Source organism: Streptomyces lateritius (assembly GCF_014649715.1).
Taxonomy (GTDB): domain Bacteria; phylum Actinomycetota; class Actinomycetes; order Streptomycetales; family Streptomycetaceae; genus Streptomyces; species Streptomyces lateritius.
Window position 1 is genome coordinate 244801 of sequence record NZ_BMTO01000002.1, and the last position, 17055, is coordinate 261855.

Below are 17055 nucleotides of genomic sequence, written 5' to 3' on the forward strand. Positions count from 1 at the left end.
CGTACGAAAGGACTGAAGACCAGCAATGGCCGACGAGAACACCCCTGTGATGCCCGAAGAGGAGCCGATGGTTCCGGGCGTGGGCATGCGCGTGGAGCCCGTGGGGCTCGAGACCGAGATGCAGCGCTCGTACCTCGACTACGCGATGTCCGTCATCGTGTCCCGTGCGCTGCCGGACGTGCGGGACGGTCTCAAGCCCGTCCACCGCCGCGTGCTGTACGCGATGTACGACGGCGGCTACCGGCCCGAGAAGGGCTTCTACAAGTGCGCCCGCGTCGTCGGTGACGTCATGGGTACGTACCACCCGCACGGCGACTCCTCGATCTACGACGCCCTGGTCCGGCTGGCCCAGCCGTGGTCGATGCGCCTGCCGCTGGTGGACTCCAACGGCAACTTCGGCTCCCCGGGCAACGACCCGGCGGCCGCCATGCGGTACACCGAGTGCAAGCTCATGCCGCTGTCGATGGAGATGCTCCGGGACATCGACGAGGAGACCGTCGACTTCCAGGACAACTACGACGGCCGTAACCAGGAGCCGACGGTCCTGCCGGCGCGCTTCCCGAACCTGCTGGTCAACGGCTCGGCGGGTATCGCGGTCGGTATGGCGACCAACATCCCGCCGCACAACCTGCGCGAGGTCGCGGCCGGCGCCCAGTGGGCGCTGGAGCACCCGGAGGCCACGCACGAGGAGCTGCTCGACGCGCTCATCGAGCGGATCAAGGGTCCGGACTTCCCGTCCGGTGCGCTGGTCGTGGGACGCAAGGGCATCGAGGAGGCGTACCGCACCGGCCGCGGCTCCATCACGATGCGTGCGGTCGTCGAGGTCGAGGAGATCCAGAACCGCCAGTGCCTGGTGGTCACGGAGCTGCCCTACCAGGTCAACCCGGACAACCTCGCGCAGAAGATCGCCGACCTGGTGAAGGACGGCAAGATCGGTGGCATCGCCGACGTCCGCGACGAGACCTCGTCCCGTACCGGTCAGCGGCTCGTCATCGTGCTCAAGCGCGACGCCGTCGCCAAGGTCGTCCTGAACAACCTGTACAAGCACACCGACCTGCAGACGAACTTCGGCGCGAACATGCTGGCGCTCGTCGACGGTGTGCCGCGCACGCTCTCGCTCGACGCGTTCATCCGCCACTGGGTGACGCACCAGATCGAGGTCATCGTCCGTCGTACGCGCTTCCGGCTGCGCAAGGCGGAGGAGCGCGCGCACATCCTGCGCGGTCTGCTCAAGGCGCTGGACGCGATCGACGAGGTCATCGCGCTCATCCGGCGCAGCCAGACCGTGGAGATCGCGCGCGAGGGCCTGATGGGCCTGCTTCAGATCGACGAGATCCAGGCCAACGCCATCCTCGAGATGCAGCTGCGCCGGCTCGCCGCCCTGGAGCGCCAGAAGATCGTCGCCGAGCACGACGAGCTGCAGGCGAAGATCAACGAGTACAACGCGATCCTCGCCTCCGAGCAGCGTCAGCGCGCCATCGTCAGCGAGGAGCTGGCACTGATCGTCGAGAAGTTCGGCGACGACCGCCGCTCCAAGCTGGTGCCCTTCGACGGTGACATGTCCATCGAGGACCTGATCGCCGAGGAGGACATCGTCGTCACCATCACGCGTGGCGGCTATGTGAAGCGTACGAAGACCGAGGACTACCGCTCGCAGAAGCGCGGCGGCAAGGGTGTGCGCGGTACGAAGCTGAAGCAGGACGACATCGTCGACCACTTCTTCGTCTCCACCACCCACCACTGGCTCCTCTTCTTCACCAACAAGGGGCGGGTCTACCGGGCCAAGGCGTACGAGCTTCCGGACGCCGGCCGGGACGCGCGCGGCCAGCACGTGGCCAACCTGCTGGCCTTCCAGCCGGACGAGCAGATCGCCGAGATCCTGGCGATCCGCGACTACGAGGCCGCGCCCTACCTGGTGCTCGCCACCAAGGGCGGTCTGGTGAAGAAGACCGCGCTGAAGGACTACGACTCACCGCGGTCCGGTGGTGTCATCGCGATCAACCTCCGGGAGACGGAGGACGGCGGCGACGACGAGCTGATCGGCGCGGAGCTGGTGTCGGCGGAGGACGATCTGCTGCTCATCAGCAAGAAGGCGCAGTCGATCCGGTTCACCGCGACGGACGACGCGCTGCGTCCGATGGGACGAGCGACATCGGGCGTCAAGGGGATGAGTTTCCGCGAAGGCGACGAGCTGCTCTCGATGAATGTCGTCAGGCCGGGTACGTTCGTCTTCACCGCCACCGACGGTGGGTACGCGAAGCGGACCAACGTCGACGAGTACCGCGTCCAGGGTCGCGGTGGCCTCGGTATCAAGGCCGCCAAGATCGTGGAGGACCGCGGCTCGCTCGTGGGCGCGCTGGTGGTCGAGGAGACGGACGAGATCCTCGCCATCACGCTCTCTGGTGGTGTGATTCGTACGCGAGTCAACGAAGTCAGGGAGACCGGCCGTGACACCATGGGCGTCCAGCTGATCAACCTGGGCAAGCGCGATGCCGTCGTCGGCATCGCACGGAACGCCGAGGCGGGCAGCGAGGCCGAAGAGGTCGACGCGGTCGGGACCGAGGCCGAGAACGGCGAAGTCGTCGAGGCCGCGACCGCGGTCGAGGCAGCCGAGGGCAACGAGCCCTCGGCCGGGGAGCACGAGGAGTAGAGCGTGAGTGGAGCCACGGGCGCCGGATCGGCGGCTGCCGGAGCTTCTGGTGGAGCGAACGGCGCCCGTGGCCCCGCCACGGACTCCCAGGGGGTTGCGGTGACGGACACTCGGGGGCCCAAGCCCTCGTCCTACGAGACGTACAACGGGCCGCTGCCCGGCGAGCGCGCGGGCGCGCAGCAGCCGAGCGGGCCGTACCACCCTCCGCAGGCGTACGGCGCTCAGGCGCCGGGCGCGGGTGCGGGCGGTGGCACGGCCGGCGGCGCGGGCGGAGCGGTCGGCCAGGCGGGCGGCCAGAACGCCGCCGCGGTGCGCCGGCCGCGTACGGGGGCGCGCACCACGCCTCGTACGCGCAAGGCGCGGCTGCGGGTGGCCAAGGCCGACCCGTGGTCGGTGATGAAGGTGAGCTTCCTGCTCTCCATCGCACTGGGCATCTGCACGGTGGTGGCCGCGTCGGTGCTGTGGATGGTCATGGACGCCATGGGTGTCTTCTCGACCGTCGGCGGCACGATCAGCGAGGCGACGGGCTCGAACGAGTCCAACGGCTTCGACCTGCAGTCGTTCCTCTCGCTGCCGCGCGTGCTGATGTTCACCTCGGTCATCGCGGTCATCGACGTGGTCCTGATGACCGCCCTGGCGACCCTGGGCGCGTTCATCTACAACCTGTCGGCCGGTTTCGTGGGCGGTGTGGAGCTCACGCTGGCGGAGGACGAGTAGCGCCGCCGTCGGGTGATCGGGAACCGATTTTGGGACTGGCCCCGACGTGCGCTAATCTTCAGGAGTCAGCGCGCGGGACACCTCGCAGAGCGCGGCGGGGCTATAGCTCAGTTGGTTAGAGCGCATCCCTGATAAGGATGAGGCCACAGGTTCAAATCCTGTTAGCCCCACAGTGACGATCGGCCCGGACGGATTCTCCGTCCGGGCCGATCGCTTTTTGTCGCGGAAGCCCCGGGAGTAGGTCACCGATCGGTATCGGCCGGTGTGTAGAGTGGGCGTCAGAAGTCTCCTACGTCAACGAAAGACGAGGTCGCGCGGTGAAGAAGCTTCTCCTGGTCGCACTGGCCGCCATCGGCGGGCTCCTCGTGTACCGCCAGATCCAGGCGGATCGCGCCGAGCAGGATCTGTGGACGGAGGCGACCGACTCCGTGCCCGCAGGTTCGGGTGTCTGAGACGCAGACTGTGTAGGGGCGAGGCCCCGGCCGCGAATGAGCGGCCGGGGCCTCGCTCTGTTCTGCCCTGCCTTCTGCACCGGCCGACCTTTGAGTTCGCGTTCGTAAATTGTTGAATTGCGCAAGCAAAGTGCGATCCTGGCGGCCGGCGGGCGGGGCAGGATGGACCGGCGCCCGGGCCGCCGGGGCTCCGGGGCGGCGACCACGGGCACGGACACGGACACGACGAGGAGAAGCGCGTGAAGAGGCAGCGCGGGGGGATCCGGACGGCCGGGAGGCTGGTCGCGGCGGCGTGCGCCACGGCGACCGCGACGGTATTCGTGGCCGGGGCGCTACCGGGGCGGGCCTGGGCGGCCGGTGAGAGCCCGTACACCTTCGACGGCGCGGCCGAGCAGATCGACGGCGCCGCCTCCAGCTTGGACTCCCAGCAGTTGAAGACCGGTCAGAGCTACCGGGACTCCATCAAGAAGGACGGCAAGCTCTACTACCGGGTCGATCTCGACGCCAAGCAGAACGCCTACGTCTCGGTGGTCGCCGTGCCGAAGCCGGGCGCCAAGGCCGAGTACGGCGACGGCATCAAGGTGAGCCTGCAGGACGGTTCCGGCACGCAGTGCGGCTATCAGGACGCGTCCTTCGGGTCCGCCGGGTTCACCCGGCCCGTCACCGCGTACGCCGCCCGCACGATCGAGGCCGACAGCTCCATCTGTCAGCAGGCGGGCGCCTACTACGTGCTGGTCGAGCGGACCTCCAAGGCCGTCTCCACGCCCGAGGACTGGGAACTGGAGATCCGCCACCTCACCGAGCCGGGCGTGAAGCAGACCGGACCCACCGAACTGCCCGAGGACTGGCCCTCCGGCACGCCCCAGCCGCCCGCCGGCGGCCCGCAGAAGCGGCAGGGCGGTGCGGGCTTCCACGACGCCACCTCGCTGCGGCAGGGCGAGTGGCGCTCCGACATCAAGCCCGGCCAGACCCTCTTCTACCGGGTGCCGGTCGACTGGGGCCAGCAGATCTTCGCCAGCGCGGAACTGGGCAGCAGCGCCTCCGGCGACACGTACGTCGGCAACGCGCTCGTCCTGTCGCTCGACAACCCGGCCCGCGGACACGTCGACCAGGACACGGTCGGCTACGACGGGGACCCGGCGACGCTCGCACTGGACCCGCACCGCCCGGTGGCCTTCGAGAACCGTTACTCCTCCAACAGCTACACGAGCGCCCTGCGGTTCGCGGGCTGGTACTACCTGTCGGCCACGCTCAGCCCCGACATCGCCAAGGCGTACGGCGACAAGCCGGTGCCGCTGACGCTGCGGGTGAACGTCACGGGCACGGCGAAGGCGGGGCCCGCGTACGACGGGGACGCCGGGCCGTTCAAGGTGACCGAGGACGACCGGGACGCGGCTGCCGACGGTCGGGGCGGGGCGGAGGCGGACCGGAGCGACGTCATGCGCGTGGTCGCGGCGGCCGGCATCGGCAGCGGGACCGTGCTCGTCCTCGGGCTCGGCGTGTGGACGGTCGTGGCACGGCGGCGCGGGGCGGCCTGATATCGCCGGGGCGGGCCTCAGGCCTGGGGGTCTCAGGCCTGAAGGCTCTCAGGTCTGGGTGAGGGCCCAGAGGCCGACCGCGAAACAGATCAGCGCGACGAACAGGACCGGGATCGCCACCTTCGGGGGCGGTCCCGGCCGCTGTGCCGGGCTCTGCGCCGCCGGTGAGGCCTGGGCGGGAATCCGCGGGGCGTGAGCGGTGTACGAACGGGTGGAGGCTTGTTCGTACGGCACCGCGGCCGTGGGGACGTAGGCGAGGGCGGGGTCGGTATGCGCGGCGAGGGGCGTGACGGCGGCCGGGTGCGGCGCGGGGGCGGCGACCGGCTGCGGGGGCGGTGCGGGCTGCTGCCGCGGGGGCGGGGGCAGGTGGAAGCTGCCGGTCTCGGAAGGGGTCGGCAGCGGCTGCTGGGGCTGCTGCGGCTCCTCGGGGTGCCGCTGGACGCGTACGGGGGCGGGGGCGGCCGGCGAAGGGGCCTCGGGGCCGTTCGGGCCGAAGCCGGGGGGCAGCGGGCCGATCTGGTCGAAGACCTCGACCGGCTCCTCGCCCGGGCCGGCCTCGGGCAGCATCTCGACCGCCGCGGTCAGGGCCTTGCGCACGCCCGTGGCCGTCTTGAAACGGGCCTGCGGGTCGGGCTGGAGCAGACCGGCGAGGACCTGCCACAGCGGCTCCGGAATGCCCTGGGGGGCACCCGGCGTCCCGTGCGCCAGGAAGTACTCGATGAGGGCGCGGGAGTCGGGCTTCCGGCCCTGGAGCAGATAGAGCGCGACGAGACCGACCGCGAAGAGGTCGGCCGGGAAGTCGGGTTCCGCCCCCATCATCTGCTCGGGCGCGAAATAACCGGGCGTCCCGACCACGTAGTTGGTCTCGGTCAGGCGGGGTTCGCCCTTGCGCATCGAGATGCCGAAATCGGACAGCCGCAGATGCGGCCGCCCGGTCCCGGTGACGTCGAGCAGGATGTTCGCCGGCTTGATGTCGCGGTGCACGACCCCCTCCGCGTGCACCGCGGCCAAGCCGGAGAGCAACTGATCCAGCAGCGTGCAGACGAAGCGCGGCGGCAGCGGGCCGTAGTCGCCGATGACGTGCGCCAGGGAGCCGCCGGCCACCAGATCCATGGTGAACAGCACCTTGTCGTCGTCCGCGGCCCAGCTGGCCGGGGCGAGAACGTGGGGGTGGTCGATCCGGAGCGCCTGCTCCCGGACGAAGCGGAGCAGTGTGTGGGCATCGCTCTGCTGGAGCACCTTGGCCGCCACATAGCGGCGGCGCCGGTGGTCCCACGCGCGCCAGACCGCTCCTACGCCACCGCGTCCGATCGGGTCGATCAGTTCGTACCGACCCGCGAAGACCTCACCCATCGCGCTGTGCCCGCTCCCCGTCGTGTCGTGCCAGCTCCACCGTGCGAGCTCTGCCGGATCAGTTCCGTCGTCGTCAGTTCTGGTGCGACTCGTAGTGGGCGACCGCGTCCCCGGTGCGACCGGCGCCGTACACCCGGAGGAACTCTGCCAGCTCCGGGTGGGCCGGGGCGAGGGAGTCCGCCGCGTCGATGATGTCACCGGCGGCCGCGACCGAGCGGAGCAGCGACTGGATCTCGCGGACCACCCGGCGCACGGTCGGCGCGCCCGAGCTGTTGGTGGTCTGGCTGGTGCCGGTGAGCACGGAGCCGCCCTGGGACTTCTTGATCTCGTCCATCCGGTCCGTGGCCTCGGCCGCGCTGACGCTGCCGTCGGCGACCTGGCTCGCGAGCTCCTGCAGGGCCTGGACGCGCTGGACGACCGCCGGGTTGCCGATCTTGGCCCGCTGGCCGCTCATCAGCTGGGAGAGCATGGGTGCCGACAGTCCGAGCACGGCCGCGAGCCTGGCCTGGTTCAGCCCGAGATCGTCGATGAGACGACGGAAGAGCGCCCCCAGCGGCTCTCCGTACCAACTGCGCTGAAGCTCTCGGGCTCTTGCCGTGGCTTCCTGCTGCGCTGCATCCATTACTTCTCCCCATCCCTGCGGTTCGCCACTGCGAACCTCGGTCAGCATCTTACGGAGCGTGGTCGCCGACCGGGAGTCCCAATCCTTTTGCGGGATCGAGGGGGTGACCCGGTACTCTGTTCTCGTTCCGGGGCCTTAGCTCAGTTGGTAGAGCGCTGTCTTTGCATGGCAGATGTCAGGGGTTCGACTCCCCTAGGCTCCACCGGATCAGCCCCTCCACATGCGGCGACGCAGGTGGAGGGGCTTTTTGGTGGTTCCGGGGCCCATCGCCGTCGTCCTGCCCTCGTCCTGCCCTCGTCCCGGGCTCGTCCCGGGCTCGGGCCTCGCTCGAGTGAGTTGGTCACCCTCCACTCCATGAACGTGGCACTGGGTGACACGGGTCAGGCGTGCCATCGTCGACACCGACACCGCGGGTCAGTCCTTCACGCCGAATCGCTTTGGGGGAGTGTCATGGATGTTGGGATTCTCGGACCGCTCGCTGTCCGTCTGAACGGCCAGTCGATCGTGCCCAGTGCGGGAAAGCCGCGCCAACTGCTCGCGCTGCTGGCCATCCGGGCGGAACGAGTGGTGACGGTGCCGACGCTGATGGAGGAGATCTGGGGTGACGCGATTCCCAAGAGCGCGGCGACCACACTGCAGACGTACATCCTCCATCTGCGCCGGAAGGTGACCGCGGCGCTGCGCGCCGGGCAGCCGGGCGCCGCCGCTGATCGCGCCGGAACCGGGGCCGGGGCCGGGGACGCCAAGTCCGTGCTCAGCACGTGCTTCGGCGGCTACCGCCTCGCCCTTCGCCCGGAGGACAGTGATCTGCGCGAGTTCCAGTCCCTCGCGGCCCGTGGCTCGGTAGCGCTCGAGGCCGGTGACGCGCGCGCCGCGTCCGCGATGCTGGAGCGGGCGCTCGGACTATGGCGCGGCACGGCGCTGGTGGACGTGCCGGTCGGACGCGTCCTGGGGGTGGAGGTCCTCGGCATGGAGGAGCAGCGCACCCGCGTACTGGAGCAGCGCATAGAGGCGGACCTGCTGCTCGGGCGGCACGCCTCGCTCCTGGCCGAGCTGCGGATGCTGGTCGCCCGGCACCCGATGAACGAGAACCTCGCCGCCCAGCTGATGACCGCGCTGTACCGGTCGGGCGGGGTCTGGCGGGCGCTGGAGGTCTTCCAGGAACTGCGCAGGACGCTGATCGAGGAGCTGGGGGTGGAGCCCTCGCACCGGCTGCAGCTGCTGCACCGGGCGGTGCTCTCCGGTGAGCTCGAGCTGGATCCCCGGCACGCCGGGCTCGAACTCATGCGGACCGGCGGCTGACGCCGGGCAATGGCTGAGGTGGGCGGGCTGCGGTGGGCGGGCTGCGGTGCGCGGGTCGTGCCCAGGTGGCGCCGGCCGGGGGCCTCGGCCGGCCGGCGGCGGGGTCAGACCAGCCAGCCGGACTCGTGCGCGATGCGCACCGCGTCGACCCGGTTGCGGGCGTTCAGCTTGGTGACGACCGAGGTCAGGTAGTTCCGGACGGTTCCGGTGGACAGGTGCAGCCGGGCGGCGATCTCCGGTGCCTCGTCGCCCTCGGCCGTGAGACGGAGCACTTCCATCTCCCGCTCGGTGAGCGGGCTCTCGGCGCTGTCCCAGGCGGCGAGGGCCAGCTGCGGGTCGATGGCACGGTGGCCGGCCGCGATCCGCCGTACCGCCTCGGCGAGGTCCTGGGGCGAGGCGTCCTTCGGCAGGAAGCCCGCCACCTTGGCGTCCAGGGCCCGGCGCAGGACGCCGGGGCGGCTCAGACTCGTCAGGATGAGGGTGCGACAGCTGGGGAGCTCCTCGGCGAGGAGCGCGGCCGCCTTGATGCCGTCGATGCCGGGAAGGCCGATGTCGATGATCGCCACGTCGGGCCGGACCTTCAGCGCTTCGGGAAGGATCTTGTCGCCGCGCTCGACCTGCGCGACCACTTCCAGGTCGTCCTCCAGGCCCAGCAGCGCCACGAGCGCCCCCCGGACCATTTCCATGTCCTCAGCCAGCAATATGCGTATCACTGTGGTGAATCCCCCCGCATCTTGACCGTGCTCACAGTACACTTTTTCGGTTTCTGCGCGCTTTCTCCGATTGTTGGGCACAGTTTGCACAGGGGTGGTCATCGGGTGGTGCAGACGTGCGGGTGCACCGGGGCCCGGGCGGTCATCCGGAACCAGCCGTTGTCGCTCAGCTCGGTGGTGAGGCTGCCGCCGACGCGGGTCAGTCGGTAGGTGAGGTTGCCGAGGCCGGTGCCGCCCGGGTCGTCCGCCCTCCGCGCGTCGCGGTCCACGCCCTCGTAGCCGCCGTCCTCCGGGTCCACGCCGTCGTTGCCGAGGCTGAGCGTGACCACGCCGTCCTTCTCCCAGCACCGGATGGTGCAGTGGTGGACGCGGCTGTGCCGGAGGGCATTGGTGACGCCCTCGCGGAGCACGGTGGCGAGCACCGTGTCGATCTGGGAGGGCAGCGGGCCTATGTCGATGGCCGCCTCCACCTCTATGCCCGCCGCCTCCAGCATCGAGCGGGTGGCGGCGGCCTCCTCGCGCAGAGACATGTCGCGGTAGCCGGTGGCGACCTTGCGCACGTCGGCCAGCGACTGGCGGGAGAGGGCGAGGATCGAGTCGGTCTCGTCCCTGGCCCGCTCCGGCATGTCCGGCACGAGGCGGCGTACCAGCTCGGTCTTGAGGGTGATCGCGGACAGGTTGTAGCCGAGCAGGTCGTGCAGGTCGCGGGAGAAGCGGAGCCGCTCGCCGGCGACCGCGAGCCGGGCCAGGTCGGCGCGGTGCGCGTGCAGCCGGGTCACGAGACCGGTCAGGCTGCTCAGTCCGAACACCACGAGCCCGGTGACGAGCGTGGCCTCCAAGGTGTAGACGCTGTCGAGCAGGGTGTGGCCGGCCGCGGCCGAGTACGCGAAGAGCGACGCCCCGATCGCGCCGTAGAGCGGCCAGGCCGCCCGGCCGGGCAGCAGCAGGAGTACGGAACCGGCCAAGAAGCCACCCATCGCTCCCCACGCCATGTGAAACAGCGCCAGCGGTACGAAACAGAAGACGGCCTGCAACGTCAGGGTGGTCACGCGGCGCCAGTAAGGGCTCTGGCGGGCCTGCGGGCGGGAGTGGGCGACCTGGAGTCCGAACACCACGAGCAGTGCGGTGAATCCGACACAGGTTTCGGCGGGTGACAGTCCGGCGCCCAGGATGTTCACCACCGTGACCAGGGAATAGCCGGCCATCGCGGCCAGCAGGACGGTGCGGGCCAGCCTCGGGGCGGGCAGGTCGGAGTCCTCGTGAGAGAGGTACGAGGCACTGCTGTCCAGCTCGTCGAACTGCTGTTCACGTGAGTTCATCAGGCGCGACGACTTCTCTGTGGAGGGGGAAAACATACCGGAAGGTATCAATACCGGGCCGGGGCGGTGTGACGCCCTGTCGGCTTCCGGACGGCTTCGGTGGATGCCCGGGAGATCCCGGTCGGGTTCGGGTGGGATCCGGTCGCCCTCCGGCGGCTCCGCCGTGCTGTGACCTCGTCCAACAGCCTCCGGCGCGGGTCGGATTCGCCCTGCGGCCGGACAGAGTCTGCGGCGGCGGTCGGCCGTGGGTGGCCGGGAGAAGGGGATCGGGAGGAGGGAGGTTCCCTCGGGCGGGCGGGGTGCGGGTGCGGTGCGGGTGCGGGGGCCGGTCCGGTGGGTGGCGGACCGGGTGGTCAGACGAACAACGGCAGCGGGTTGAGGCGTGCGTACGGAGTGGGCTCGGCGAGCCGGCCGAGCGCGACCGGCACGTCGAAGAGGCGGCCCGGCGCGAAACGTGGCCAGAACTGGCGCATGCCGGGGACCACGACCTTCACGACCGGAAGCCCGATGTCCGGTCGCGTCTGGTCCAGGACGAGGACCTCCAGACCCCGCTCGTCGGCGAGCGCGGCGAGCGCCGCCACGTCCTCGGAGAGGTCGGCGCGCGCTGTGTACGTCCAACTGCCGGGCCGGCTCGGGGCGCGCTGTGGATCGGGCAGCAGGTGGGGCTGACCGGCGACGGTGGCGGTGCGCCACCAGGAGAGGGCGTGCGGGTCGTCCACGGTGTAACCGGATCCGTCCGGGCGGGCGTCGACGACCGCCGGCAGCAACTGGCCCATCTCCGTGAGCGCGCGGCGCACCGCGATGCGCGGATCGAGGTGGGCGCCGAAGCCGAACAGCACGTCCTCCGGCGGTCCGTCGGTGCGCCGGGACAGGGCGGCCACCACCGGGATGCCGAAGTCGGAGGTCAGGTCCAGGGCCCAGATCTCGCGGCCCAGGGAGCGGTAGCCCGCGCGCAGCGGCTCGATCCAGGCGTCGCCCGAGGCGGCGAAGGCGTCCAGGTCGCAGGCGGGCGCCCGGGTGCGGTTGTACCACCACAGGGCGACGGCGTCGCGTTCGACCAGCTCCAGAAAGCCCTGGACGAAGGCGTCCTCGGGGCTGGAACCGGCGGCGTTTCCGTTGGAGTCGGCGCGCAGTGGGGCGGCGGGGTCGGCGTCGAAGTAGAGGAGCGAGGTGGGCAGCAGCCTCTGGACGCCTCCGGTCAGGGACCACACCGGCGTCCAGTCGACCGGGGCGTCCTCGTCGAAGGGGCGGCCGACGTACTGGAATGGGGAACCGGAGGCGTTCCAGGCGTCCCGGTCGCGCAGCTGGCGGGGGTCGTAGAGCCGCACGGTGTCCGGGTGGACGGCGGCGGGGCCGAGCGCCCGGAAGCTGTCGCGGACCACGGGCTCGTCGCCGTGCCGGGAGCCGCTGTAGCGCTCGACGGCCTCGCACAGGGCACTGACCCTGGCCTCCTCGGAGGTGAGGCCCTTGCCGCCGCTGAGCGCCCGCAGCCCGGCACTGTGTCCGGCCAGGGTCGGGGCGCGCATCGCCAGGTTGTGCCCGGAGAGAAAGCTGTGGGTGAAGGCGGGGCTGCGGGGGTCGCGGCGCACCTCGCGTACGACGCCGGTGACCGGGCCCACCAGGTGGCCGTAGCGCTCCAGCATCTCGCGCGGCGACAGGGCGCGGTGGCCGTTGCCGCCGTCCGCCGCCTTGGGCCGGGGGGCGGGGACGAAGGGGGCGCGGACCCGTGCGCGGACGAGACCGGCGTCGCCGCAGGAGGGGCACTGGGGGCGGCGGGCCACCGGATGCCGGGCCGAGTCGAGCGTGAGGGCGTCGACGGTGTGGACCGCGTCGCGGGTCGGACCGGGCACGCCGGCCAGCCACTTGGCGGTCTCCAGGACGGCGGTGTGCAGGCCGGCCGCGCGGCTCGCGGCGAGCGAGGCGTCGGGCCGCGCGACCGGGCCCGTACAGCCCAGAGCGCGGTGCAGGGGGGCCTCAGAGCCGCGCTGGAGGCGCAGGCGTTCGGCGAGACAGTGCCAGCAGGGGCCGTCGTCGGGACGCAGGACCGGGCCGGTCCAGGCCTCGGGTCCGCCGGGGCGAGCCAGGATCCAGGGGCGGCCGGCGGCGCGCTGGAGCGCGTCGACGTCGGCGAGGCGCGGGTCCAGATAGTCGGTGCAGAGCACCAGGGTGACCTCGGCGTCCGACGCCTGGGCGCCGGGCGGCGCGACGTCGAGCCCCGAGGCGGCGCAGGCGGCCCGCGCCTCCTCCTCCGACACCGGGCCGTCGAGGACGAGCAGTCGTACGGCCGTACGTGCGGGCGGGGTGGTGCCGGCGAGATCCCAGAAGGCCTCGGCCGAGCGGTCGTGGGCGGCCGGTGGCCCGGCCCCCGTGCCGGGGGTCGCGGCGGGGTCCGGGTGGGCGCGGAGGAGACCGGCGGACCAGAGTTCGGCGAGGGCGCGGCGCAGCTCCTCGGGGGAGGGGGCGGCGGGCGTCGCCGCCGCGCGCGCGGCGGCCTCACGCAGCACCTCGTCGGGGGTGCGGGTGCCGTCGAGCAGGGGGGCCAGCGCCTCGGCCGGGGCGCCGCGCACCGCGCGAACCCCCCGGCCGGAGACCAGATACACCGCCTCGCCCGTCACGACGAGGCTCCGCAGATGGCTGCGCCAGCCGATCCGTGGTCCGCCCCCGGCCCCGGCCACTGGTCCCCCCTGTTCGCGCACCGTCGTGTCAGGCCGCGACGGTCTCGGCCGGCTCCGGGGCGAGGACGCAGAGGGTGAACAGCGCCGCCGCGTCGTCCGGGACCGTGTCCAGGTCCTCGATCGTCAGCGTGGCCGGGACCCGCGCGGTGTCCGGGGCGAGGACGGCGGCCCAGGAGGGGTTCTCGGCGAGGACGTGGTTCATGGGGGTTCCTTCCAGGAGCGTTCCAAGAGATACGGGTACGGCTGAAGGTGCCGTGACGCAGCGCCTTGGCTGGATTGTGTGAACACCCGATGATCGCCGACCAGTGTTCTCCTCACGAATTCGACGTGACGGATTCACCCCCGGGCCCGGGCGCGCACCATTTCGGTGATCGCCACCGTCACGTCGTGGGGCGCGGGCAGACCCGCGATCTCCCGGCTCAACTCGTCGGTCCTGGCCTTGTACGCCGGGTCCTCCAGCAACTCCCGGCAGGCCTTGGCCACGTTCTCGGGAGAGTCGTCCTGCCCGGCGGTCAGCATGATGGCGGCGCCGTACTCCGCGAGCCGGGCGGACATCCCCACCTGCTTCGGCATGGCGGGGATCACCAGCTGCGGGACGCCGCACACGATCGCGTGCAGCATCGTGTTGCCGCCGGCCCGGTGCACCAGCAGGTCACAGGTGCGCAGGACGACGTCGAGCGGCAGCCAGCCGGCGCGCACGTTGTCCGGCAGATCGCCGAGGGCGTCGGCGATCTCCTGCGGTGCCGCGATGAGGAGTTCCACGTCGAGTCCGGCGACCTTCTCCACCAGGGCGGACAGGGCGTCGGCCTCATAGTCGGCGGTGACCCGGCTGCCCGCCGAGACCAGCACGCGCGGCCGGTCGCCCTTGGCGTACATCCAGGGCTCCAGGGCCCGTTGCGTGTTGAAGGGGACGTACCGCATGAACTGTGCGGGCCCCGCGTCCGGGCGGCGGGCGCCGGGCGGGCAGATCTCCACGTACATGTCCGGTTCGGGTATCGCGGACAGGCCCATCTCCTCGAGCTCCGGCGCCAGTTCGGCGGCGGCGGAGAGATCGATGATGGACGGCTCGCCCATGTTGAGCGCGTGGCGCACCCAGGGCAGGCCGAAGCGGTGGGCCACCAGGGGCGCGGCGTACGAGAGCGCTCCGGCGACCAGGACGTCCGGCTGCCAGCGCTCGACCAGCGGAACGAGTCCCTCCATGCTGCCGAGGGCGAGGCGGGCCATGCCGCGGCCGTTGAACAGGTTCCGCTCGTGAGGGTCCTTGGGGATCTCCAGCGGATTGCCGTGCCGGTCGCGCTGCATGAAGTCGAACATGGTGCGCGAGGTGATCGGGGCGCCGGGCAGTCCGGTCGCGGCGACCAGCGGCATCACGTTCTCCGTGGCTCCGACGATCACCTCGTGGCCGGCGTTGCGCGCCGCCAACGCCAGCGGGGTGATGGGGAAGACCGCCCCCGCGCTTCCTCCGGACACAAAAAGGAATCTCATGGCCGCGGACGCTAGGGAGCGGGGGTCGAGCGTCCCTGGAGCCCTGCTGGAAGCCGAGGGATCGCGGACGGTACGAGCGGGGCCCAGATGCTTTCCGCGCGGCAGGGCAGGGGCAGGGGTGCGGGTACGGGTGGGCCGCGAAGGGCCGTCCTGCTTGCGGACGAGGACCCGAGGGCCGCAGGGCTGTCCCGTGGTGCGGATGAAGGGCCCGAGGGCGTCTTGAGTCGGGCGCGAGCGCGGGCTCGCAGAATCCCGCTTGACCTCCAGCGCACTAGAGGTTTCATCCTGGTCCGGACGCAGCGGCCCGACCCCGACTCCCGACGTCCCTTCCGATTCCGAAGGAAGAAAACTCCCGATGACAGACACAGCGAAGCCGGGCTCCGCCACGCCCGATTCCGGTGCCGACGCGGTGGACAAGCGCAGAATCCGGCTGATCATGACGGGGCTGCTGCTCGGCCTGTTCATGGCCGCCCTCGACCAGACGATCATCTCGGCGGCGCTGCGTACCATCGCCGACGACCTCAACGGCCTCTCCGAGCAGGCCTGGGCGAACACCTCGTACATGATCACCTCGGTGATCACGACGGCGCTGTACGGAAAGCTCTCCGACATCTACGGACGCCGCCCGGTCTACTGCACGGCCGTCGGCGTCTTCGTCCTCGGCTCCGTACTGTGCGGCCTCGCCCAGTCCATGACCACGCTCGCGGTCTTCCGCGGCGTCCAGGGCATCGGCGCGGGCGGCCTGATGAGCCTGGCCTTCGCGATCCTCACCGACCTGGTGCCGCTCGCCGAACGCAGCCGCTACCAGGCATGGTTCGGCGCGGTCTTCGGTGTCTCGGCGGTCGTCGGCCCCGTCGCGGGCGGCTTCTTCGCCGGACTCGACAGCTTCCTCGGCGCGTCCGGCTGGCGCTGGGCCTTCTTCATCAACGTGCCGATCGGTGTGGCGGCGGCGCTGATCATCGCCGCGCTGGTCCGCGTCCAGCCGGGACGCGCACAGCACAAGTTCGACATCGCGGGGCTGCTCGCCCTGATCGCCTGCCTGCTGCCGCTGCTCTTCGCGGTCGAGCAGGGCCCCGCGTGGGGCTGGACGGACCCCGGGACGCTCGTCCTGTTCGGCCTCGGAGCGGTCGGTCTGGTGCTCTTCCTGCTGGCGCAGAAGCGGGCCGCCGACGCCGCGCTGCTGCCGACCCCGATGTTCCGCAACCCGCTCTTCTCCGTCTACAACGGCGTGAACGTCCTGGTCGGAGCGGCGGTCTTCGGCGCCCTGTCCGTCCTGCCGCTCTACCTCCAGATGGTCAAGGGCCTCTCGCCCACCCAGGCGGGGCTGATGATGCTGCCGCAGACGCTGGGCATCGTCGTCGCCGGCCGGATCGCCGGTCCGTACGTCACCAGGACGGGCCGCTACAAGGCGGTGCTGCTCAGCGGCCTGGTGCTGATGGTCGTCGCGACCTTCTGGTTCGGCGTGCTCACCGCGGACACCTCGCTGTGGCAGACCGGTGTCGCCGCCGGGGTGATGGGCTTCGGCATCGGCCTGTGCTGGCAGGTCATGCTGATCGCGATCCAGACGGGTGTCGCGCCGCAGTACATGGGGGCGGGCATGGGTTCGTTCACCTTCTTCCGTCAGATCGGCGGTACGGCCGGCATCGCCGTCTTCCTGTCGATGTTCTTCGGCGCGGTCGGCGAGAAGGTGGCCGCCGCCTACCGGGGCGCGGCCTCCGACCCGGCGTACACGGCGGCCGTCAACGACCCGGCCGTGACCGGACAGGCCGCGAACAAGGTGCTGCTGGGCGCCCGGGACGGCGCGGTGCCGCTGGACAACAGCTCCTTCCTCGATCACGCCGACCCGCGGCTGGCGAAGCCCTTCCTGGAGGGCCTGGCCGAGGCGATGCAGACGGTCTTCGCGGTCAGCGGGGTCATGCTGCTGATCGCCCTGGTGCTGGCGGCCGTGCCGAAGGAGAAGCGCCGCGAGCCGGCCGCCGGTGCGCCGGGCGGCGCCAAGGAGACGGGGAAGCAGCCCGCGGCCAAGAAGTGACCTCACCCCTGGGCGCTCTCACCCCTAACCGCCCCCACCCCCGGGCACGTTCACCGCTGGGCTCGCTCACCCCTGAGCGCCCTCGCCCCTGAACACCCACCTCGCCCCTGAGCACCCTGCGCGTGCCGCCCGCCGTGATGTGACGGCGGGTGGGCACGCCCCCGTACGGACGCGTGCTTCATTCCCCCGTGTACGCG

At 71.2% G+C, this 17055-nt stretch carries 13 protein-coding genes and 2 tRNA genes; 8 read left to right on the top strand and 7 right to left on the bottom strand.

Going from position 1 to position 17055, the window contains the following annotated elements; genetic code table 11:
- The first annotated feature begins 25 nt into the window (after positions 1 to 25).
- The 5 genes from gyrA to IE136_RS04465 all read left to right on the top strand — a co-directional run bounded on the left by gyrA (position 26) and on the right by IE136_RS04465 (position 5357).
- Positions 26 to 2650: a DNA gyrase subunit A gene (gyrA, locus tag IE136_RS04445; RefSeq protein ID WP_158988551.1), complete on the top strand. Its 2625-nt coding sequence runs from the start codon at positions 26 to 28 to the stop codon at positions 2648 to 2650.
- Between the two features lie 99 nt (positions 2651 to 2749).
- Positions 2750 to 3367: a DUF3566 domain-containing protein gene (locus IE136_RS04450; protein ID WP_158988550.1), complete on the top strand. Its 618-nt coding sequence runs from the start codon at positions 2750 to 2752 to the stop codon at positions 3365 to 3367.
- Between the two features lie 96 nt (positions 3368 to 3463).
- Positions 3464 to 3537: transfer RNA gene (locus IE136_RS04455), tRNA-Ile, on the top strand.
- A gap of 147 nt (positions 3538 to 3684) precedes the next feature.
- The gene (locus IE136_RS04460) at positions 3685 to 3819 is read left to right on the top strand and encodes a DLW-39 family protein (protein ID WP_003958712.1); all 135 of its coding nucleotides are present in this window, start codon (positions 3685 to 3687) and stop codon (positions 3817 to 3819) included.
- A gap of 239 nt (positions 3820 to 4058) precedes the next feature.
- Positions 4059 to 5357, top strand: a complete 1299-nt coding sequence (locus IE136_RS04465) for a hypothetical protein (RefSeq protein ID WP_158988549.1) — start codon at positions 4059 to 4061, stop codon at positions 5355 to 5357.
- 48 nt (positions 5358 to 5405) lie between these two features.
- Here the strand turns inward: IE136_RS04465 and IE136_RS04470 are convergent, their stop codons facing one another.
- Positions 5406 to 6710: a serine/threonine-protein kinase gene (locus tag IE136_RS04470; RefSeq protein WP_189599543.1), complete on the bottom strand. Its 1305-nt coding sequence runs from the start codon at positions 6708 to 6710 to the stop codon at positions 5406 to 5408.
- Between the two features lie 73 nt (positions 6711 to 6783).
- Positions 6784 to 7332: a helix-turn-helix domain-containing protein gene (locus IE136_RS04475; protein ID WP_158988547.1), complete on the bottom strand. Its 549-nt coding sequence runs from the start codon at positions 7330 to 7332 to the stop codon at positions 6784 to 6786.
- A 129-nt stretch (positions 7333 to 7461) separates the two neighbouring features.
- Between IE136_RS04475 and IE136_RS04480 the strand changes: the two genes are divergently transcribed.
- Positions 7462 to 7534, top strand: a tRNA-Ala gene (locus IE136_RS04480).
- A gap of 248 nt (positions 7535 to 7782) precedes the next feature.
- Complete coding sequence (locus IE136_RS04485) at positions 7783 to 8634, top strand: AfsR/SARP family transcriptional regulator (RefSeq protein ID WP_158988546.1); 852 nt, start codon at positions 7783 to 7785, stop codon at positions 8632 to 8634.
- 104 nt (positions 8635 to 8738) lie between these two features.
- On the opposite strand, the gene IE136_RS04490 is transcribed toward IE136_RS04485, so the two are convergent.
- The 5 genes from IE136_RS04490 to IE136_RS04510 form a co-directional block, all read right to left on the bottom strand.
- Positions 8739 to 9347: a response regulator transcription factor gene (locus IE136_RS04490; protein WP_158988545.1), complete on the bottom strand. Its 609-nt coding sequence runs from the start codon at positions 9345 to 9347 to the stop codon at positions 8739 to 8741.
- A 98-nt stretch (positions 9348 to 9445) separates the two neighbouring features.
- Complete coding sequence (locus IE136_RS04495) at positions 9446 to 10666, bottom strand: sensor histidine kinase (RefSeq protein ID WP_158988544.1); 1221 nt, start codon at positions 10664 to 10666, stop codon at positions 9446 to 9448.
- Between the two features lie 353 nt (positions 10667 to 11019).
- On the bottom strand, positions 11020 to 13281 hold the full coding sequence (locus tag IE136_RS04500) for a TOMM precursor leader peptide-binding protein (protein ID WP_229818626.1): 2262 nt from the start codon (positions 13279 to 13281) through the stop codon (positions 11020 to 11022).
- A gap of 88 nt (positions 13282 to 13369) precedes the next feature.
- Positions 13370 to 13543 (bottom strand): hypothetical protein, encoded by a 174-nt coding sequence (locus tag IE136_RS04505; protein ID WP_158988542.1) that lies wholly within the window; start codon positions 13541 to 13543, stop codon positions 13370 to 13372.
- Between the two features lie 134 nt (positions 13544 to 13677).
- On the bottom strand, positions 13678 to 14826 hold the full coding sequence (locus IE136_RS04510; RefSeq protein WP_158988541.1) for a glycosyltransferase: 1149 nt from the start codon (positions 14824 to 14826) through the stop codon (positions 13678 to 13680).
- A gap of 355 nt (positions 14827 to 15181) precedes the next feature.
- Between IE136_RS04510 and IE136_RS04515 the strand changes: the two genes are divergently transcribed.
- Positions 15182 to 16858: an MDR family MFS transporter gene (locus tag IE136_RS04515; RefSeq protein ID WP_189599548.1), complete on the top strand. Its 1677-nt coding sequence runs from the start codon at positions 15182 to 15184 to the stop codon at positions 16856 to 16858.
- Positions 16859 to 17055: the final 197 nt, after the last annotated feature.